Genomic DNA, 20,606 nt, shown 5'->3' with positions numbered 1-20,606 from the left:
TGGAGCCAGCGGTTTTTGCCTACTTTTGCCCAAGAGCAAAAGTAGGTCGCCGTAAAGGCGAAAAGGTGACTATGCGTCGACATCGCAAATGAATGCGCATACAACTATCAAAACAACCGGCCTCAGCTACACGCCCAACGCATAGTCCACCTGCAAAACCAGCAGCCCCCAATTGACGCCATCCCCCGCCTGGGTAAGGCTACCCCTTCCACTCAAGGCATGAGGCCACCAATGCTGATCGATCCCCGCAAGTCCACGCTGCTGGTCATCGACATCCAGGAAAAACTCATCGGCGCCATGAGCGACCCCGAGGGCACCGCAGCCCGCGCCCGCTGGCTGCTCGCGGCAACCGCCGAACTAAAACTCCCCACGGTGATCTCCGAGCAATACCCCAAGGGCCTGGGCCACACCCTGGCCGCCCTCAAGGCCGCAGCGCCAGCCGCCGAGATCGTCGAGAAACTGCACTTCTCCTGCGTAGCCGCCGAATGCCTGCCCAACAGCCTGCTTGAACGCGAACAGGTAATCGTCTGCGGCATGGAGACCCACGTCTGCGTGCTGCAGACCGTGCTCGGCCTGCGCACCCTGGGCAAGCAGGTGTTCGTGGTCGAGGACGCCTGCGACAGCCGCACCCCACAGAGCAAGGCTGCGGGCCTGGCGCGCATGCGTGATGCCGGGGCGCAGGTGGTCACCCGCGAGATGGTGCTGTTCGAGTTGCTGGGCAGCTCCAGCCACCCGCTGTTCCGCCAGATCAGCAAGACCTACCTGGTCGGTGAACAGCCCTGAACGCCCGCCTGCTGACCACCGCGCTGCTGACCCTGGGCCTGCTCCAGGGTTGCGCCGGGCGACGTGAGGAAGCCGCCGAGGCCGACCCGGCCAAGGTTCGCGCCCAGCTCGTGCGCCTGCTGCCGGCCCAGGTCAAGGATCGCCAGGGCTGGGCCGAGGATATCCAGGTGGCGTTCCAGGCCCAGGGCATCAGCCCGAGCAAGAGCAACCTGTGCGCGGTGCTGGCGGTGACCGAGCAGGAATCCACCTTCAACGCCGACCCGCAGGTGCCAAACCTGGGACGCATCGCCCGGGAGGAGATCGACCGCCGGGCGGCGCGCCTGCATGTGCCCCGGCTGCTGGTCGATAGCGCCCTGAGCACGCCCTCGACCAACGGCAAGACCTACCAGCAACGGCTGCTCGCCGTGCGCAGCGAGAAGCAGCTCAGTGCCCTGTACGACGAGGTGATCGGCGGCCTGCCGCTGGGGCGCTCGCTGCTGGGCGGGTTGAACCCGGTGCGCACCGGCGGGCCGATGCAGGTCAGCGTGGACTTCGCCGAGCGGCACGCCAAGGGCTATCCCTACGACCACTCGGGCAGCATCCGCCAGGAGGTGTTCAGCCGCCGTGGCGGGATGTACTTCGGCATCGCCCACCTGCTCGGCTACCCCACCCACTATGAACGCCAACTGTACCGCTTCGCCGACTTCAACGCGGGCTGGTACGCCAGTCGCAATGCGGCGTTCCAGGTGGCCTTGAGCCGGGCGAGCGGGGTGGCGCTGGCGCTCGATGGCGACCTGATCGCCCCCGGCGCCATACTGCCCGGCACCACCGAGCAGGCGGCGCGCAAGCTGGGGACGAAGCTGGGGTTGCGCAATCCGCAGATCAGGGCTCAGCTGGAGAAGGAGAATGGCCTGGAACTGGAGGACACCACGCTGTATCGCGGGGTGTTCGCCCTGGCCGAAGCGAAGGCGGGCAAGGCGTTGCCACGTGCGGTTTTACCGGGGATCGAGCTGAAGAGCCCGAAGATCACCCGCAAGCTGACCACGGCGTGGTTTGCCGGCAGGGTGGATGAGCGGTATCAGCGGTGCATGAAACGCTGAGGTGGTCCTATGGTATTGAACATGACTCATTGATTTAGTCGGGGCCTGTGGGAGCGGCTTTAGCCGCGAACACCGGCGAAGCCGGTGCCATGCACCGTGTTGCTTTCTTCGCGGGTAAACCCGCTCCCACAGGGTATTTGTTCCCTTCGCGATTTCCTGCAAAGGCGCTCAACTGTCGCCGAGTGCCTTGACCACCTGCTCGACACTGGCCTTGAGCCCCGTCACGGTGTCGTCCGGATCGCTGTCCAGCACCAGCAACTTCGCCCCGGAAGCGGCGATCATCTCGGCCACCTTTGCGTCCGGCTGACGATGATGCAGCACCAGCGCCACATCCTGCGCCTTGAGGTGCTCGCCCAGCGCCTTGAGCGCCGTCTCGTCCCATTTGTCGTCGGCGGGCAGTGGCTGTTCGACCACATCCAGGTTCAACCCGCTGGCCAGGTAGCCCAGGCGCTCGGACAGGCTGACCACAGTCAGGTTGTCGACCTCGGCCAGGCGTGTCTGGCTGTTGGCGGTCAGCTCCAGCATCTGCCGCTTGAGGCCGGCCAGGTTGCCCTGGATCTTCGCCTTGTCGGCTGGCGCAAGTCGTTCCAGGTCGTTGGCGACGACATCGGCCATGCGCCCCAGGTTGGTCGGGTTCAGCCAGGGGTAGGCGGTAAACGCCTCATCACCCTTGACCGCGATACCAGGCAGGGCGCCATCCACCGGCCGCGCGGCGTCGATCTCGACGATGCGGATATTGCTGCGCCGGGCCGTGGGATAGAGCGGGTCGTCACGCCAGATCGAGCGCACGCCGATCACCGCGTCGGCCTTCGACGCCGCCTTGTGCAGGCCGGCGCCGCCACGGCCGCTGAAGTACGACGGCTGGCGGCTGGCCGGCAGATTGGCCGGGGCGGCGCGCTTGAGCTGCACCGAGGTGCCGTCGAGCAATACGCTGGCCAGGCTGTGGGTCACCGGCAGGGTGGTCAGCACTTCAGTAGCATTGGCCAGCAGCGGCAGGCCACTCAGGGTCAGGGCCAGGGTCAGTTTCTTCAGGGTCATGCCGGGTTTCCTTGCAGGCGGGGGACGAGGGCGCGGGCCAGGGCGGCGAGGGCGAAGCAGATCCCGGCGACCAGGATGATCGCCGCGCCCGAGGGCACCGGCAGGTCGAAGACGATCGGCAGCAGGATGCCGAGCAGGGTGCTCAGGGTGGCGATGATCACCGAGACGAAGAAGAAGCCCTTGAGCGACTGGCTGACCAGCCGCGCCGCCGCCGCCGGGATCACCAGCAGGGCGCCGACCAGGATCGCGCCGATCACCTTCACCGAGGCCACGGTGACCAGGGTCACCAGGACCACGAACAGGTAGTCCAGGGTCTTCACCGCCACCCCGCGCACCGCCGCCAGCTGCGGGTTGAAACTAGCCAGCATGATGCGGTTGTACAGCGGCAGGGCCAGGGCCAGCACCAGCACGGCGACGATACCCAGCACCAGCAGGTCGTGGGCGCTGACGGTGAGCACCGAACCGAACAGCACGTTCTCGAGGATGTGCACGTTGATCTTGCCGGCCAGCATCAGCAACAGGCTCGCGCCCAGGGCCAGCGACACCGAGAGGAACACGCCGATCAGCGTATCCGGGGACAAGCCGGTGCGGTTGCGCAGGAAGTTGAGCAGGATGCCGAACAGCAGGCAGTAGCCGAACAGGCTGCCGTACGGGCCGGTGTAGGGCTCGCCGAGCAGGATGCCGATGGCCACGCCGGTCAGCGCGGCATGGCCGACCGCCTCGGAGAAGAAGGCGAAGCGCTTGACCACCACCAGGGTACCCAGCCCGCCCAGCACCGGGCCGATCATCAGGCCTGCCAGCAGGGCGTTGACCACGAAGCCGTAGGCCAGCGCCTCCGGCAGGTAACCAGCGGTGGCCCAGTCCTGGACCAGTTGGCGGAACGATTCGAAACTCATCAGGCAAGGCTCTCGCTGCGCGGGTGGACGGAGAACAGCCCGAGCAGGCGCTCGGGGGTCAGGGCCTGGGCCGGCGGGGCGTCGAACAGCACCTGGCGGCTCAGCCCGGTGACCCGGTCGGCCAGGCGCAGCACCGCTTCCAGGTCGTGCTCGATCCACAGCACGGTGGTGCCGGCCTGGCGCCAGCCGTGCAACAGTTGCTCGAACACCTGGATGCCGGCCTCGTCGAGGGCCGACATCGGCTCGTCCAGCACCAGCAGCTGCGGCTCGGGGATCAGCCCCTGGGCCAGCAGCACGCGCTGGCGCTCGCCACCGGACAGCGCGCCCATGCGCCGCTTGCGCTTGTCGAGCATGCCCACTCGCGCCAGCGCCGCGTCGATCGCCGGACGCACGCGCCGGGACAGGCCGAGGAACGCCGGGCGGCGCTGGCACATGGCGGCCATGAAGTCGTCCACGGTCATTGGCAGGCCGCGGTCGAATTCCAGGGCCTGGGGCACGTAGCCGATCACTTCACGCTCAGCGGGCCAGTGCAGGGTCAGCTGGCCCTGGTGCGGCATCTGCCCGAGCAGGGTCTTGATCAGCGAGCTCTTGCCGCCACCGTTGGGGCCGACGATGGCGTGCACGCTGCCGGGGGCGACGCTGAAGCGCACGTTCTCGAGGATACGCGTGCGGCCGAGGGTGAGGTCGATGCCGTCGAACTCGATGCGTGGCCCGCTGGCGGTTGTGAGGTTGGCGGCGGCGGTCACGTGCGGTTCTCCTGGATGGCCTGGACCACCGTGTCGAGGTTGCGCTTCATCTCCACCTCGTACTTCTCGGTGGTGTATTCGCCGTAGGAGATGTGTGTGAGCGGGTAGATGCGCACGCCGGACTCGCGGTGGATGGTGTCGACGTAGGCCGAGGGGAAGTCCATCTCCGAGAAGATCACCTTCACATCCAGGGCCTTGAGCTGGTCGATGGTCTTCTTCAGCTGTGCCGGGCTCGGTTCGATGCCGTGGGCCGGCTCCACCACGGCGGTGACTTCCAGGCCGAAGTCGCGCACCAGGTAGTCGTAGGCGGCGTGGATGGTGGCGACACGGAAGGTCGCGTCCGGTGCCTCAGTGACCTTGGCCAGCGCCTCGGCACGCAGGGCACGCAGGCGCTTGGCGTAGGCCCGGGCGTTCTGCGTGTAGAACCTGGCGTTGTCCGGGTCGAGCTTGCCCAGTTCGCGGGCGATGTTGTTGACCTGGGCGATGGTGGCGCTGATCGACAGGAAGGTGTGCGGGTTGACCACCTTGCCGGCGCCGCGGGCGGCAATGCCGGTGGCCGCCAGCAGCGGCACGTTGGCGTTGGACTCGATGGTCTTGATGTCGGGCTTTTCGCTGGCGGCGATCATGCGGTCGGCGAAGTCGTCGTGGCCGACGCCGTTGAGCACGACCACGTCGAGGCTGCCGATGCGCTTGATGTCCTCGGCGCGGGGCTCGTAGGCGTGGGGATTGAAGCCGGCCGGGATCAGCGGCACCACCTCGGCCTTGTCGCCGACGATGTTGCTCACGTAGCTGTAGTAGGGGTGCAGGGTGATGCCGATGCGCAGCGGCTTGCCATTGTCGGCGAGGGCCACGGCGGGCAGGGCGCAGGCCAGGAGCAGCGCCAGGGTGCGGCGGGCGAAGCGGAGCATGGGCAGGTCCTTAGTGACGGTGTTGGCGGGTGACCCCGGCGTCGTAGTGGGTGACGATCTGCTGCCAGCCGGCGGCGATCAGCGCATCGCTGTCCAGCGCGTCCGGGGGCAGGGCGGTACTGTCGCGGCGCAGCCAGACATCCGGCTGGGCGTCGCTGGCGGCGGGCAGGATCACCAGGAAGCTGCCGGCCACCTGGGTGTCCTGACTGCGGCCCAGGTAGGCGCCGTTGGCCAGCAGCGACCACTGGTGGCTGCCGCGGCTCTGGCTGCTGGCGTCGTTGACGAACGGCGGCAGCCCCTCGTCGGCCAGGGCCTGGGCGTCCGGGGCGGTGCCGTTGTCCTCGCGCAGGGCGCGGATCTCCTCGACGGCCACCCACAGGTCGGTGTGGATGCCCTGTTCGGCGGCATTGAGGTCGCGGCGGGCGTCGAGCTGGTGGGCGGCGATGGCCTGTTCATCCTCACGCTCGCCGCGCGCGGCCACCACGCTGGCGGCCAGCACCACGATCAGCAGCGCGGCCAGCAGCACGTAGAGGGTCTCGTGCCCGGCGCCGGCCGGGCGCACCACCTGGGCGCGGCTCATGGCGCACCGATGTCGGCGTGGTCCACTTCCACCACGTGGCCGGGGCCGGCATCGAACAGCACGTAGAACTCACCGTCGGGGCGCTTGAAGGTCAGGGTCGAGTCGTCGCCGAGCTTGCTCGCCACCAGCACCTGCTCGTCGTAGCCGATCACGTCCAGGGTCACCCCGGGAGCGCCGCTGCCGTCGGAGAAGCCGCCCTTGCAGGTGATCTGCTCGCCGTGCTCGGTGCACTCGCACATCGGGTTGTGCGCCAGCGCCGGGGTGGCGGCCAGGGCCAAGAGGGGCAGGGCGAGCCTGCGCATCAGCTGTTTCATTTATTGCCTCCTTGTTTCTCGAGCCAGGCCGCGGTGGCGGGGGATGCCTTGGCCAGCGGCACCGCGGCCTGGTACATCTTGCCGTCCCAGCCTTCGATGGTGATCCAGATGTCGGCGTCAGGTCGGGTGCGTGGCGGGATCGGCAGCGAGGTGCCCATGCGCGCCGGCGCGCCGAAGAAGATCGTGCCGGCGGCGCGCAGGCTGCGCGGCTTGCCCACCCGCAGGTAGATGGCCTTGGCGCCTTCGTTGCAGGTGCCACAGGCGGCGTTGAAGGCCTTGAAGTAGCCGGCCGGACCCTCGGCGCGCGGCGCCTCGTCGCGCAGTTCGGCCAGGTCGAGGGTCCAGCGTCCGACCTGGATATCCTCGACGATGTTGGCACCCAGGCCACTGTCGCCACGGAACAGGCTGGCGTCGGCGAAGTACTTGGGCATGAAGCCCAGCGGCACGAGGATCAGCAGGATGTTCAGGTGGAAGCGCCATTTCAGCCACAGCTGCTTCAGGCCGCTGGGCGGCAGGGTATCGGTCTGGCTCAAGGTTGGGCCTCCAGGGTGGTTGGGCTGGCCGCGGCGCGCTTGCGTGCCGGACGCTCGCTGCGCTTGAGGGCGGCGAGGGTGGCCTGGGTGGTGCGTTTGGTCCAGATCAGCAGGCCGCTGAACACCATCAGGGTCAGTACCAGGCCGAAGAAGAACCAGATCAGCTTGATCGCCAGGCCACCGAAATCACCGGTGTGCAGCGGGCGCATGGATTCGGTGACGAACTCGAGGGCCGAGCGGTCGCCGAGCAGGAACTGGCTGTCGACGTTGCGCGTGTAGGGGTTGACCTCGGCGGTCTGGAACATCAGCGGATACCAGCCTCGCCCGCCCATGCTGTAGTGGCTGTAGGCGGTGGCCGGCAGCGAGATGAAACTGATGTCCAGGCCGGGTACTTTCTCGGTGGCGATGCGTGCTGCCTGGTCCAGGTCGATGCGTGGCGCCGGGCTGCCGTCGGCAGTCTGCGGTACCTGCTCGCGGGCGATGACCGGCACGATCGGCTCGGTGGAAACTGTCACATGGTTGTCGCCGAGGATCGCCTGGATCAGGAACCAGGTGCCGGTGATGGAAATGACCGCAATGAACCAGATTGACCACACCCCGGCCAGGCGGTGCAGGTCGCCCCAGAAGATCCGTGGGCCGTGGCCGGTACGCACTGGCTTGAAGAAACCGCGCCAGAACTTCTTGTACACCACCAGCCCCGTGACCAGCGAGGCCAGCATCGGCAGCCCGAGCAGCGACACCAGGTACCAGCCCCAGCTGTAGCCGTTGGTGAAGGGCACCAGCCACCAGCCGTGCAGGGCGCGGGTGAAGGCCTCGAAGTCGAAGTCCGGACGCTGCCCCTGTATGGCCCCGCTGTACGGGTTGACGTAGAGCAGCGCATTGGTGCCGTCGGCGCGGGTCACCGAGGCCTGCAGGGCGAAGTGCGAACCGTCTGGCTGGCTGAAGAAACGCACTGCCAGGTCCGGTTCGGCCTTGTGCATGGCGTCGAGCACCTGCTGGTAGCTCAGGCGCTGGCTGTCGTCGTCGGGCTTGCTGGCGCGCACATCAGCGTTGGCCAGCCAGACGATCTCCTGGCTGACCACCGCGAGCATGCCGGTGAAGCAGACGATCAGGACGAAGAACCAGATCGGCAGGGCAAGCCAGCTGTGGACCAGGAACCACAGCTTGGAATTGGATTTCTTTCTCGATTGTCGGGCCATCGCTCGGTCTTCTGCATATAAAAATACGGTCGAGTCTGTGCTCAACCTGGAAGGCTGCATAAGTAAGGACGAATGAGAATCAGAAAGCTGCCAAAGCAAATGAAAGAAAATGTTTCAAGAACTGGACGTGACCTCCGTCGAAACCGGCGCCTTGGCCGCGCGCGCCTGCTTCAGGCTGCGCTTGAGCGCGTTGGCGGTGGCCAGGGCGGTGCGCTTGCTCCAGATCAGCAGGCCGCTGAGCACCATCATGCTCAGTAGCAGGCCGAAGAAGAACCAGATCAGCTTGCTCGTCAGGCCGGCGAACTCGCCGGTGTGCAGCGGGCGCATGGACTCGGTGAAGATCTCCACCGCCTTGCGATCGCCGAGCAGGCGGCTGGCCTCCATCGCCCCGGTATAAGGGTTGATCTCGGCCTTCTGGTACACCAGCGGATACCAGCTCATGCCGCCGATGCTCAGGTGCGCATAGGCGTTGCTGGGAAAACCGACATAGTCGACGGTGAAGCCGGGAATCTCGCGCTGGGTGATCCTCACCGCTTCGTCCGGGCTGATCATCGGTGCGGGGCTGCCGTCGGCGGTCAGTGGCACCGTCTCGCGGGCTATCACCGGAATGATGGGCTGGCTGGAAATGGCGATATGGTTGTCGGCGAGCAGCGCCTTGACCAGGAACCAGGTACCGGTGATGGAAATCACCGCGATGAACCAGATCGACCAGATGCCGCTCAGGCGGTGGAAATCGCCCCAGAAGATCCGTGCGCCCTGGTTGAAGCGCAGGGTCGGCTTGAAGAAACCTTTCCAGAAGCGCTTGTAGATCACCAGGCCGGTGACCAGCGAGGCCAGCATCGGCAGCCCGAGCAGCGACACCAGGTACCAGCCCCAGCTGTAGCCGTTGGTATGCGGCACCAGCCACCAGCCGTGCAGTGCGCGGGTGAACTCTTCGAAGTTGAACTGCGGCGGGACGCCCTGAATATGCCCGGTATAGGGGTTGACGTAGACCCTCAGGGTACGGCCGTCGGGGTAGGTGACATCCGACAGCATGGCGAAGTGCGATTCGCTCAGGGTCATCAGGCTGGCCACGGCGATACCGGGCTGGTCGCGCTGCATGGCTACCAGCAGTTCGTCGTAGTTCAGCCGCCGGGCCTCGTCCGAAGGCGGGTTGGCGCGGGTTTGCGGGTTGGCCAGCCAGACGATCTCGCGGCTGATCACCGCCAGGGTGCCGGTGACGCAGACGATCAGCACGAAGAACCAGATGGGCAGGGCCAGCCAGCTGTGCACGAGGAACCAGATTTTCGAGCGTGACTTTTTCGACATGGGGTACGCAGTGTCAATGGCGAAGTTCAGGGGCAAAAGCCCGGCCGTATCTGAAAGAGACGCATGAGCAGGGCAAAACCTGATGGATCATTTGCAAGCAAGTGTTTCCAGGGTGGCCGTGCTGGCGATGCAGGCCCACGTGGGAGCGGGCTGGCCCCGCGAACACCGGCAGTGCCGGTGCCAGGCGCCACAGTGCCTGCATCGCTCCTGCAAAGGGACTAATTTGCCTGCCCCTCGAAACGTCCTCCTATCACCGGACGCGAGCGTGCCCCTGGGCCGTCGGTCCCTTTCATCGAATGTGTACAGGAGGCCCGTCATGGGTGTTGCTGTGGGATTTACAGTGCGTCCGCTGTTGCCGGAGCAGGGACGTTTGCCGTTGCTGGTGGAGGCGGGTGACGACGACACCAGCCTGTTGGAGGTGTTCGACGAGCTCAAGGCGCTGGTGGATGAACACCTGCTGCGCGACGGCGGCATCCTGTTCCGCGGATTCCGCCTGGAGGGCGCCGAGCAGTTCCGCCAGTTCGCCGCCAGCTTCGGTCACCCGCTGCTCAACTACGAGTTCGGCTCGACGCCGCGCACCAACGTTACCCAGGGGGTCTACACCTCCACCGAGTACCCGGCGCACCAGCATATTCCGCTGCACAACGAGCAGGCCTACTCCCGCGACTGGCCGATGAAAATCTGGTTCTACAGCATGATCGCGGCAAAATCCGGTGGTCAGACGCCGATTGCCGACAGTCGCGAAGTCTATCGGCGGGTGCCGGTGCATGTCCGCGAGCGTTTCGTCAGCAAGGGCCTGATGTACGTGCGCAACTTCGGCAACGGGCTGGATGTGTCGTGGGAGGATGTATTCAATACCGATGACCCGCAGGAGGTCGAAGCCTACTGCAAGGCTCACGGCATCACCTGCGAATGGAAGGATGACGGCGAGCTGCGTACCCGTCAGGTGTGCCAGGCGGTGGCCGAGCACCCGGTGACCGGCGACATGGTCTGGTTCAACCAGGCGCACCTGTTCCATATTTCCAACCTGCCGCCCGAGGTGCGGGAAAGCCTGCTGGACATCGTCGATGAGGAAGACCTGCCGCGCAACGTCTACTACGGCGACGGTTCGCCCATCGAGGACGAGGTGCTCGATGAGATCCGTGCGGTGCTGGAGGACTGCAAGATCAGTTTCCTCTGGCAGGAGGGTGACGTGATGATGCTCGACAACATGCTCGCCGCCCATGCCCGTGCGCCGTTCGAAGGCCCGCGCAAGGTGATCGTGGCAATGGCCGAGGGGCATTCGCTGGAGCAGGCCTGACCTGCCGATCGCTCCTGCAGGCCGGCGCGACCTCCTGTAGGAGCGGCCTTGTGCCGCGAAAGGGGCGCACAGCGCCCCCATCACTCCCGCGTCGAGCCCCTCGCTAAATCATCCCCCCGCCCATTCGTTCTTGTTGATGCGCCCGGACCTTCCGGTCGCACCGCCGATCAGCAAGGACCTCACACATGAATGCCGCAGACGCCCAGAAACTTTCCCGCCGTTTCATCGAGTTGCCCCTGGACAAGCGCCGCTTGTTCCTCGAAGGGATGCGACGCGAGGGTATCGATTTCGCGCAGCTGCCCATGTCGTCCTGTGCCGGTCTGAGCGAGCGCGACGGCCTGTCCTACGCCCAGCAGCGCATGTGGTTCCTCTGGCAGCTGGAACCCCACAGCGCCGCCTACAACCTGCCGATGGCCGTGCGCCTCGACGGCGAGCTGCAGGTCGAGGCGCTGGAGCGGGCGTTCAGCCTGCTGGTCGCCCGCCACGAATGCCTGCGCACCACCTTCGCCCAGGACGGCGAGCGGGCGTTGCAGCGGGTGGCGGAGCCTGCGCCGGTGAGCATCCAGCTGTTCGACCTGGCCGACCTGCCCGAAACCACGCGCTGGGAGCGCGCGCACCAGCAGATGGCGGCCCAGGCCACCCAGGCCTTCGACCTCGAAGACGGGCCGCTGTTCGGCATCGCCCTGTTGCGCCTGGCGCCCCAGGCACACGTGCTGTTGCTGACCCTGCACCACATCATCGCCGACGGCTGGTCGATGAATATCCTGATCGACGAATTCATGCGCAGCTACGACGCCCTGGTGGCGGGGCGCGAGCCGCAGCTGGCGGAGCTCAAGGTGCACTATCGCGACTATGCGCTGTGGCAGCGCAGCTGGCTGGAGGCCGGCGAGCGCGACCGCCAGCTGGACTACTGGCGCGAGCAGCTGGGTGAAGAGCACCCGTTGCTGGAGCTGCCGACCGACCGGCCTTACCCGGCCCAGCCCAGCCACCTCGGCGAGCGCCTGGAGCTGACGCTCGACGCGGGCCTGCGCGAGGATCTCAAGCAGTTGGCCCAGCAGCACGGCGTGACCCTGTCCACGGTACTGTTGGCCGTGTTCAAGACCCTGCTGTACCGCTACAGCGGGCAAACCGACATCCGTGTCGGCGGCCTGATCGCCAACCGCAACCGCAGCGAGACCGAAGGGCTGGTCGGCTTCTTCGTCAACACCCAGGTGCTGCGCAGCCAGTTCACCGCGCAGACGCCGTTCAGCGACCTGCTGCGCAGCCTGCACCAGGCCTCCGTCGGCGCCCAGGCGCACCAGGACCTGCCGTTCGACGCGCTGATCGAAGCCCTGCAGCCCCAGCGCAGCCAGAGCCATACGCCGCTGTTCCAGGTGATGTTCAACCACCAGCCGCTGGTCACCGACCTCAATGACGTGCGTCTGGACTGCGGCCTGCGCGTGGGCTACCTGAGCGCCGAGCAGCTGGCCGGCAGCCGCCGCCAGCATGCCGCCACCAGCGACCTGATGCTCGACACCCGGGAGGAGGGCGAGCAGCTGTTCGCCGCCTTCACCTATGCCACCGACCTCTTCGACGAAGCCACCATCGCCGCCCTGGCCGGGCACTGGCGCAACCTGCTGCGCGCGGTCTGCCAGGCACCGCGCCAGCGCCTGGGCGAGTTGCCGCTGCTGGCCGAGGTCGAGCGCCAGGCGCTGCTGTGCCCGGTGGCCGAGGTGTCGTCGCTGGTACCGGTGCAACGGCTGTTCGAAGCCCAGGCCGCCCGTAGCGGCGAGGCATTGGCATTGATCCTGGCCGACGGCGCCGCGGCGCCATCCATGAGCTATGCCGAACTCAATGCCCGCAGCAATCGCCTGGCCCATCACCTGCGCCATCAGGGCGTCGGCCCCGATGTGCTGGTGGGCGTGGCCCTGGATCGCTCGCTGGACCTGGCCGTGGCCCTGCTGGCCGTGCTCAAGGCCGGCGGCGGCTATGTGCCGCTGGACCTGCAGGCCCCGGCCGAACGCCTGGGGCATGTCTTCGAGGACAGCGGCCTGCAATGGCTGCTGACCACCACCGCCCAGTTACCCGGCCTGCCGGCGCAGGGTGGGCTGCGCTGCCTGTGCCTGGACCAGCTGGCGCTGGACGACGAGCCGGCGGACGACCTGGCGTTGACCGTCACGCGCGACAACCTGGCCTATGTGATCTACACCTCCGGTTCCACCGGCCGACCCAAGGGCGTGGCCATCAGTCACGGCGCCCTGAGTGAGTTCATCGCCCGCGCCATCGACTACAGCGACCTGCGCGAAGGCGACCGCGTCCTGCAGTTCGCCACCAGCAGTTTCGACGGTTTCGTCGAGCAGTTCTTCCCGCCGCTGTGCCACGGCGCCTGCGTGGTGCTGCGCGATACCCGCCTGTGGGACAGCGCCGCCCTGCATGAGGTGCTGATCAGCCACGGCGTGACCCTGGCCGACCTGCCGGCTGCCTACTGGTACTGGCTGGTGCAAGACTTCGCGGCGCGTCCACCGGCCAACTACGGCGCGCTGCGCCAGATCCACGTCGGCGGCGAAGCGATGGCGGTGGACGGGTTGCGCCTGTGGCAACTGGCCGGGCTGGGTCATGTGCGGCTGCTCAACACCTATGGCCCGACCGAGGCCACGGTGGTCTCGACCATCCACGACTGCACCGGGCTCGGCCACGAGGCGGTGTCCTGGCGCGGCATCCCCATCGGCCAGGGCCTGGCGCAGCGCCGGCTGTACATCCTCGACGATGACCTCGAACTGCTGCCGCAGGGCGCCGTGGGCGAGCTGTACATCGGCGGCCCGGGCCTGGCCCGTGGCTACCACGGTCAACCGGCGCTGAGCGCCCAGCGCTTCGTCGCCGACCCGTTCGCCCATGGCGAGCGCCTGTACCGCACCGGCGACCGTGCGCGCCTGGGCGCTGACGGCGCCATCGAGTACATCGGCCGTGTCGATCACCAGGTCAAGGTCCGGGGTTTCCGCATCGAGCTCGGCGAGATCGAGGCGCGCCTGCAGCAGTGCCCGGGCGTTCGCGAAGCGGTGGTGCTGGCCCTGCCGATGACCGGCGGCCTGCAACTGGTCGCCTATGTAGTGCCCGACGCTGGCGAGCAGGATGCCGCCGAACAGGCGCGTTTCCGCCAGCAGGTGCGCAGCCTGCTCAAGGCGCGCCTGCCCGAATACATGGTGCCCGGCCACCTGTTGCTGTTGCCGCGCCTGCCCCTGACGCCCAGCGGCAAGCTCGACCGCAAGGCCCTGCCGGCACCGGACCCCAGTGCATTACAGGCTGAGTATCGGGCGCCGCAGAGCGCCATCGAGCAGCAACTGGCGCAGATCTGGATGCAGGTGCTGGGCGTGACCAAGGTCGGCCTGGACGATCACTTCTTCGAGCTGGGCGGGCACTCGTTGCTGGCCGCCCAGGTATTGGCGCGGATCAAGGACCAACTGGGCCTGGTGCTGCCGTTGCGCAGCCTGTTCGAGCACCCGGCGCTGGGCGACTTGGCCGCCGAGCTGGGCCGTCTGGAGGGCGGTGATAAAGATGACGACTGGTCGGATATGGACGCGTTCATGAGTTCCTTGGAAGGGGTTGAGGCATGAGTGGCAACATGGCGGTACGCATTGCAAAACGGTTCGTCAGCCTGCCCCTGGAGCAGCGCCGGCAGTTCCTCGCCAAGCTGCGCGAGGACGGCAAGGACTTCAGCCTGTTGCCGGTGGTCGAGTCGCGTCACGACTTTGCCAGCATCCCCCTGTCCTTCGCCCAGCAGCGCCTGCTGTTCCTCTGGCAGCTGGAGCCGCACAGCGCGGCCTACAACATGGCGGCCGGCCTGCGCCTGAGCGGCCGGCTCGACGTGGCGGCCCTGCAGCGCTCGTTCGAGCACCTGGTGGCGCGCCACGAAGCGCTGCGCACGGTGTTCCAGGTCGATGGCGAGCAGCCGCGCCAGGTGATCCTCGCGACCCAGGCCGTACCCCTGGTGCAGGTCGATCTCACCGGTGTCGCCAGCGACCGGCGCGAGGCCGAGCTGGCCACGCAGGTGCGCGAGGCCAGCCACCAGCCCTTCGACCTGCTGCACGGGCCGCTGCTGCGCGCCAGCCTGTACCGGCTGGCGGCCGAGGACTATGTGCTGCTGGTGAGCATGCACCACATCGTCTCCGACGGCTGGTCGATGGACGTGATGGTCAAGGAGTTCGTGCACAGCTACCAGGCTTTCAGCCAGGGGCAGGCACCGCAGTTGCCGGCGCTGGAGGTGCAGTACGCCGACTATGCGATCTGGCAGCGCAGTTGGCTGGAGGCCGGGGAGGGCGAGCGCCAGCTCGGCTACTGGCGCCAGCAGCTGGGCGAGGAGCAGCCGCTGCTGGAGGTGGCCGCTGACCATGCCCGCCCGCTGACCCAGAGCTTCGACGGCCAGACCCTGAGCTTCGACTTCGGCGCCGAGCTGTCCCGACGCCTGGGCGGCTACGCCCGCGCCCAGGGCATGACCCTGTTCATGCTGGTGCTGGCGGGCTTCTCGCTGTTCCTCTCGCGCCAGGCCGGGCAGCGTGATATCCGCATCGGCGTGCCCAACGCCAACCGCGGCCGCGCCGAGGTCGAGGGGCTGATCGGTTTCTTCGTCAACACCCAGGTGCTGCGCTGCCAGGTGGACGAGCGCCTGAGCTTCGACGACCTGCTGGTCCAGGTGCGCGAGGCGGTGCTTGGCGCCCAGGCGCACCAGGAACTGCCGTTCGAGCAACTGGTGGACGCCCTGGTGCCGGAACGCAACCTGGGCCACAACCCGCTGTTCCAGGTCAAGTTCAACCAGAACGTCGGCATGCAACGCCAGCGCTCGCTGGCCCTGCCGGGCCTGAGCGTCGCCGAGTACCCGCTGGACAAGGTCGGCACCCACTTCGACCTGGCGCTGGACATCACCGATGACGGCCAGCTGATCCACGGCGAGATGACCTTCGCCAGCGACCTCTACCAGCGCGCCACGGTCGAGGCGTTCATCCCGGCGTTCATCGAGCTGCTGGGCCAGTTGCTCGACGCGCCGCAGCTGCCGCTGCATCGCCTGGCCGCGCCGCTGCCTGTCGGGCAGGCGCCGGAGCGCGAGGCGCCGGCGCTGGTGCTGGAGCAGTGGCAGCAACAGGTACGCCGCCAGCCCGAGGCGCTCGCCGCCCGCAGCCTGGAGCACAGCCTGAGCTTCGTCGCCCTGGACCAGGCCGCCAATCGTCTGGCTCACCACCTGCAACGTCAGGGCGTGACTCGCGGTCAGCCGGTCGCGGTGCTGATGGAGCGTTCGCTGGACTGGCTGACCTGCATGCTCGGTATCCTCAAGGCCGGCGCCGTGTACATGCCGCTGGACACCAAGGCGCCTGAAGCGCGTCTGCGCCAGATGCTCGATGCAGCGCAAGCCAAGGGACTGCTGTGCGCTGCTGGTGATGCGCGACTGGTCAGCCTGGCCAGCGCCGAGCGCCAGGCACTGGCCTTCGCGCCAGCGCAATGGCAGGACCTGTCGGCCAGCGCGCCGGCCATCACGCTGTGGGCCGAATCGCCGGCCTATGTGATCCACACCTCCGGCTCCACCGGCCAGCCCAAAGGCGTGCTGGTCAGCCATGGCGCCCTGGCCAGCTACGTCGCCGGCCTGCTCGAACGCCTGGCGCCGGCACCGGAGACGAGTATGGCGCTGGTCTCGACCATCGCCGCCGACCTGGGCCACACCGTGCTGTTCGGCGCCCTGTGCGCCGGGCGCCTGCTGCATGTGCTGCCCGAGGCGCTGGGCTTCGACCCGGACGCCTTCGCCCGCTACATGGCCGAACACCGGGTTGGCGTACTGAAGATCGTCCCTGGCCACCTGGCGGCGCTGCTACAGGCCGGCAACCCCGCCGATGTGCTGCCCGAGCAGGCGCTGATCGTCGGTGGCGAGGCCTGCACGCCCGCCCTGGTGGAGCAGGTGCGCCGGCTCAAGCCGGGCTGCCGCCTGATCAACCACTATGGCCCGAGCGAGACCACGGTCGGCGTGCTGACCCATGAGGTCACGACCCTCGCCGCCGAGGCCCGCGCCGTGCCGGTGGGCACGGCCCTGCCGGGCGCCCATGTGCTGCTGCTCGACGATGTGCTCAACCCGGTCGCCGACCAGGTCGCGGGCGAGCTGTATATCGGCGGTGCCAGCGTGGCCCAGGGTTACCTCGGTCAGCCGGGCCTGACCGCCGAACGCTTCGTGCCGGACCCGACGCGGCCTGGCCAGTGCCTGTACCGCAGCGGCGACCGGGTGCGGCGCAACCGTGCGGGCCAGGTGGAATTCATCGGTCGCGCCGACGACCAGGTCAAGGTGCGCGGTTATCGTGTCGAACCAGCCGAAGTGGCGCGGGTGCTGCTGGGGCTGGACGGGGTCGCAGAAGCGGTGGTCCTGGCCCAGCCGGTGGACGGTGACGAGACCCGCCTGCAACTGGTGGGCTGGTGCGTGGGGCAGGGGCTGCAGGGTGAAGCCTTGCGCCAGCAATTGCAGGACCGCCTGCCGGACTACATGGTGCCATCACAGATCCTGCTCCTGGAGCGCCTGCCGCTGACCGCCAACGGCAAGCTCGACAAGCGCGCGCTGCCGGCACCGGGTGTCGCCCGGCGCCAGTACACAGCGCCAGTCGGCGAGATCGAGCAGGCCCTGGCGGCGATCTGGGCCGAGGTGCTCAAGCTCGACCAGGTCGGCAGCACCGACAACTTCTTCGAATTGGGCGGCGACTCGATCCTCAGCCTGCAGATCATCGCCCGGGCCAAGCGCCAGGGCATCAAGCTCAGCCCCAAGCAATTGTTCGAGAAACAGACCATCGGCCAGCTGGCGGCGGTGGCCAAACGCATCGAGAAGAAGGCCGCGGCGGTCGAGCAGGTCAGCGGCACGCTGGCGTTGTTGCCGATCCAGGCGCGCTTCTTCGAAACCGACATCCCTGAGCGCCAGCATTGGAACCAGGCTTTGCTGCTCAAGCCGACCCAGCCGCTGCGCGCCGACTGTCTGACGGGCGCGTTGCAGGCGCTGGTCGACCAACACGACGCACTGCGCCTGCGCTTCTCCCAGCGCGATACCTGGCAGGCCGAGTTCCAGGCTGGCAAGGCCGACGACATGCTCTGGGTTCGTGAGTTGAACGAGATGGCTGAGCTGCCGGCCCTGGCCGAGCAGGCCCAGTGTAGCCTCGACCTGGCCAAGGGGCCGCTGCTGCGAGCGCTGTTGGTGGACCTGCCCGAAGGCCAGCAGCGTTTGCTGCTGGTGATCCACCACCTGGTGGTCGACGGTGTGTCCTGGCGTGTGCTGCTCGAGGACCTGCAACTGGCCTACACGGCCCTGGTCACGGGCAAGCCGCTGGCGCTGGCGGCCAAGAGCAGTTCGCTCAAGGCTTGGGCCGAGCGCCTTGGTGGCTATGCCCGCAGCCCCGAACTGCTGGCCGAAGCCGACTACTGGCTGGACGGCCTCGCAGCCGCTGGCGATGAATTGCCACGGGACAATCCGTCGGGCGCCCAGACCAACCGTCACGTCGCCCATGCCTCGTCGCGCCTGGACACCGCGCTGACCCGCAAGCTGCTGCAGGTGGCGCCCGCCGCCTACCGCACCCAGGTCAACGACCTGCTGCTGGCGGCCCTGGCGCGGGTGCTGTGCGACTGGACCGAAGAGGAATCGGTACTGATCCAGCTCGAAGGCCATGGCCGCGAGGACCTGTTCCCAGAACTGGACCTCAGCCGCACCCTGGGCTGGTTCAGCAGCCTGTTCCCGGTACGCCTGACGCCGGCCCATGGGCTGGGCGCGGGTCTGTGCGCAGTAAAGGAGCAGTTACGTGCGGTGCCGAACAAAGGCATCGGCTACGGCGTGCTGCGCTACCTCGGCGAGCCCGACCTGCGCGCGCGCCTGGCGGTATTGCCGCAGCCACGGGTGACCTTCAACTACCTGGGGCAGTTCGACGGCAGCTTCGCCGAGGCCGAGGGCGCGCTGTTCACTCCGGCCAGCGAGGCCAGCGGTGCTACCCAGGATATGGACAGCCCGCTGGGCAACTGGCTCGGCATCACCGGGCAGGTCTACCAGGGCGAGCTGGAGCTGGACTGGAGCTTCAGCCGCGAGGTGTTCCGTCCCGAGACCATCGAGGCCCTGGCGCGCCGCTACGAGCAGGTGCTGGCCGAGCTGGTCGAGCACTGCGCCCAGGCGCCGCACCAGGGCGTCACGCCATCGGACTTCCCGCTGGCCGAGCTGACCCAGGCGCAACTGGATGGTCTGCCGCTGGCGGCCGGGGAAATCGAGGACCTCTACCCGCTGTCGCCGATGCAGCAGGGCATGCTGTTCCACAGCCTCTACGAGCAGGCGGCGGGCAACTACATCAACCAGCTGCGCGTGGATGTGCGCGGGCTGGACATGGCGCGCTTCCGGGCGGCCTGGCAGGCGGTGGTGGACAACCACGAAGTGCTGCGCAGCTGCTTCCCGCAGGATCTGCCGGCACCGGTGCAGGTGGTACGGCGCCAGGTGCAGGTGCCTTTCGTCGAGCTCGACCAGTCCCAGGATCCGGATGCCGTGGCCCAGGCCGAGCGCCAGGCCGGTTTCGACTTGGCCAGCGGTCCGCTGCTGCGCCTGACGCTGATCCGCACAGGCGATGACAGTCATCACCTGATCTACACCAGCCACCATATCCTGATGGACGGCTGGAGCAGCTCGCGCTTGCTGGGCGAAGTGCTGCAGCGCTACAGCGGCGCGACGCCGGGCGGCAAGACCAGCCGTTATCGCGACTATATCCAGTGGCTGCAAGGCCAGGACCAGCAGGCCAGCGAAACCTTCTGGCGGGGGCAGGTGGCCGATTTGCAAGAACCGACCCGTCTGGTCCAGGCGTTCAAGTCCTCGGCCCAGGGGCAGGGCCATGGCGTCCTGGCGCTGCGTTTCGAGGCGCAGCAGACCCGGCAGCTGGCGGACTTCGCCCGGGACCAGCGCGTTACCCTCAACACCCTGGTCCAGGCCGCCTGGCTGCTGCTGTTGCAGCGCTACACCGGCCAGGCCAGCGTGACCTTCGGTGCCACCGTGGCCGGTCGCCCGGCGGAGTTGCCGGGTGTCGAGGAGCAGCTGGGGCTGTTCATCAACACCTTGCCGGTGGTCGCCAGCCCGCGCCCGGAACAGACCGTGGGCGAGTGGGTGCAGCAGGTCCAGGCGCTGAACCTGGCCTTGCGCGAGCACGAGCACACGCCGCTGTACGAGATCCAGCGCTGGGCTGGCTGGAGCGGCGAGGCGCTGTTCGACAACATTCTGGTCTTCGAGAACTACCCGGTGTCCGAGGCGCTGCAACAGGGCGCGCCGGAGGGGCTGCAGTTCGGTGAGGTGCTCAACCAGGAGCAGACCAACTACCCGCTTACCCTGGTGGTGCAAGTGGGCGAGCGCCTGGAGGCGAGCTTCAGTTTCGATCGCCAGTGCTTCAGCGAACAGGCCATCGACCAGTTGGCGGGGCACTTCCAGCACCTGCTTGCGCAGTTGGCGGCTGACGCTCAGCGTGCACTGGGTGCGCTCAGCCTGCCGGTGGAAGACCAGCAGGTAGTGGCCAGCTATCCGAGCACGGCTTGCACCCATGAGTTGATCGAGGCGCAGGCGGTGCGTACGCCTGAGGCGATCGCCGTGACCTTCGCCGGGCAGGCGCTGAGCTACGACCAGCTCAACCGCCGTGCCAACCGCCTGGCTCACAAGCTGCGCGAGCAGGGCGTGGGGCCGGATGTGCTGGTGGGCATCGCCGTGGAGCGCGGCTTCGAGATGATCGTCGGCCTGCTGGCGATCCTCAAGGCGGGTGGCGCCTATGTGCCGCTGGATCCGGAGTACCCGCAGGACCGCCTGAGCTACATGATGGAAGACAGCGGCATTCAACTGCTGCTGACTCAAGGTCACTTGCTGGCTGATTTGCCTGTGCCAGCGCAGGTTCGCAGCCTGAAACTGGAAGATGATCTGGCCGGT

The 20,606-nt window shown here is 67.5% G+C and carries 14 protein-coding genes; 5 read left to right on the top strand and 9 right to left on the bottom strand.

Annotation, left to right across the window (positions count from 1 at the left end):
* Positions 1–231: 231 nt before the first annotated feature.
* Positions 232–783, top strand: a complete 552-nt coding sequence (locus NMG10_RS24700) for an isochorismatase family protein (protein WP_254465297.1) — start codon at positions 232–234, stop codon at positions 781–783.
* Positions 780–1,862: a DUF1615 domain-containing protein gene (locus NMG10_RS24695; protein WP_302328753.1), complete on the top strand. Its 1,083-nt coding sequence runs from the start codon at positions 780–782 to the stop codon at positions 1,860–1,862. The genes NMG10_RS24700 and NMG10_RS24695 overlap by 4 nt, the downstream gene beginning before the upstream one ends.
* Positions 1,863–2,030: 168 nt before the next feature.
* Here the strand turns inward: NMG10_RS24695 and NMG10_RS24690 are convergent, their stop codons facing one another.
* The 9 genes from NMG10_RS24690 to NMG10_RS24650 all read right to left on the bottom strand — a co-directional run bounded on the left by NMG10_RS24690 (position 2,031) and on the right by NMG10_RS24650 (position 9,384).
* Positions 2,031–2,900, bottom strand: coding sequence for a metal ABC transporter solute-binding protein, Zn/Mn family (locus NMG10_RS24690; RefSeq protein ID WP_203652421.1), 870 nt, complete (start codon positions 2,898–2,900; stop codon positions 2,031–2,033).
* Positions 2,897–3,796, bottom strand: a complete 900-nt coding sequence (locus tag NMG10_RS24685; protein WP_028692191.1) for a metal ABC transporter permease — start codon at positions 3,794–3,796, stop codon at positions 2,897–2,899. Before NMG10_RS24685 ends, NMG10_RS24690 begins: the two co-directional genes overlap by 4 nt.
* Entirely contained in the window at positions 3,796–4,542 is a 747-nt protein-coding gene (locus NMG10_RS24680; RefSeq protein ID WP_203652422.1) for a metal ABC transporter ATP-binding protein, read from the bottom strand. The genes NMG10_RS24685 and NMG10_RS24680 overlap by 1 nt, the downstream gene beginning before the upstream one ends.
* Complete coding sequence (locus NMG10_RS24675) at positions 4,539–5,450, bottom strand: metal ABC transporter substrate-binding protein (protein ID WP_254465296.1); 912 nt, start codon at positions 5,448–5,450, stop codon at positions 4,539–4,541. The genes NMG10_RS24680 and NMG10_RS24675 overlap by 4 nt, the downstream gene beginning before the upstream one ends.
* Positions 5,451–5,460: 10 nt before the next feature.
* Entirely contained in the window at positions 5,461–6,030 is a 570-nt protein-coding gene (locus NMG10_RS24670) for a DUF6162 family protein (RefSeq protein ID WP_232856163.1), read from the bottom strand.
* On the bottom strand, positions 6,027–6,344 hold the full coding sequence (locus NMG10_RS24665) for a hypothetical protein (protein WP_028692195.1): 318 nt from the start codon (positions 6,342–6,344) through the stop codon (positions 6,027–6,029). Before NMG10_RS24665 ends, NMG10_RS24670 begins: the two co-directional genes overlap by 4 nt.
* On the bottom strand, positions 6,341–6,877 hold the full coding sequence (locus tag NMG10_RS24660; protein ID WP_203652425.1) for a thiamine pyrophosphate-binding protein: 537 nt from the start codon (positions 6,875–6,877) through the stop codon (positions 6,341–6,343). The genes NMG10_RS24665 and NMG10_RS24660 overlap by 4 nt, the downstream gene beginning before the upstream one ends.
* Entirely contained in the window at positions 6,874–8,076 is a 1,203-nt protein-coding gene (locus tag NMG10_RS24655) for a PepSY domain-containing protein (RefSeq protein ID WP_232856160.1), read from the bottom strand. Before NMG10_RS24655 ends, NMG10_RS24660 begins: the two co-directional genes overlap by 4 nt.
* Before the next feature lie 114 nt (positions 8,077–8,190).
* A complete protein-coding gene (locus tag NMG10_RS24650; protein ID WP_232856159.1) occupies positions 8,191–9,384 on the bottom strand; it encodes a PepSY domain-containing protein in 1,194 nt (397 codons plus the stop codon).
* Between the two features lie 316 nt (positions 9,385–9,700).
* Here NMG10_RS24650 and NMG10_RS24645 point away from each other — a divergent pair, with 316 nt between their 5' ends.
* From NMG10_RS24645 to NMG10_RS24635, 3 genes are all read left to right on the top strand, one after another.
* The gene (locus tag NMG10_RS24645; RefSeq protein ID WP_254465295.1) at positions 9,701–10,684 is read left to right on the top strand and encodes a TauD/TfdA family dioxygenase; all 984 of its coding nucleotides are present in this window, start codon (positions 9,701–9,703) and stop codon (positions 10,682–10,684) included.
* Between the two features lie 185 nt (positions 10,685–10,869).
* Complete coding sequence (locus NMG10_RS24640) at positions 10,870–14,274, top strand: amino acid adenylation domain-containing protein (protein WP_254465294.1); 3,405 nt, start codon at positions 10,870–10,872, stop codon at positions 14,272–14,274.
* A partial coding sequence (locus NMG10_RS24635) for a non-ribosomal peptide synthetase (protein WP_254465293.1) occupies positions 14,271–20,606 on the top strand: 6,336 nt, incomplete at its 3' end. The genes NMG10_RS24640 and NMG10_RS24635, both read left to right, overlap by 4 nt.

Origin of the sequence: Pseudomonas sp. DVZ6 (genome assembly GCF_024259445.1) — a bacterium.
Taxonomy (GTDB): domain Bacteria; phylum Pseudomonadota; class Gammaproteobacteria; order Pseudomonadales; family Pseudomonadaceae; genus Aquipseudomonas; species Aquipseudomonas peradeniyensis.
Note: the sequence above shows the minus strand (reverse complement) of the source record. Positions and strands in the feature narration are given on the sequence as shown.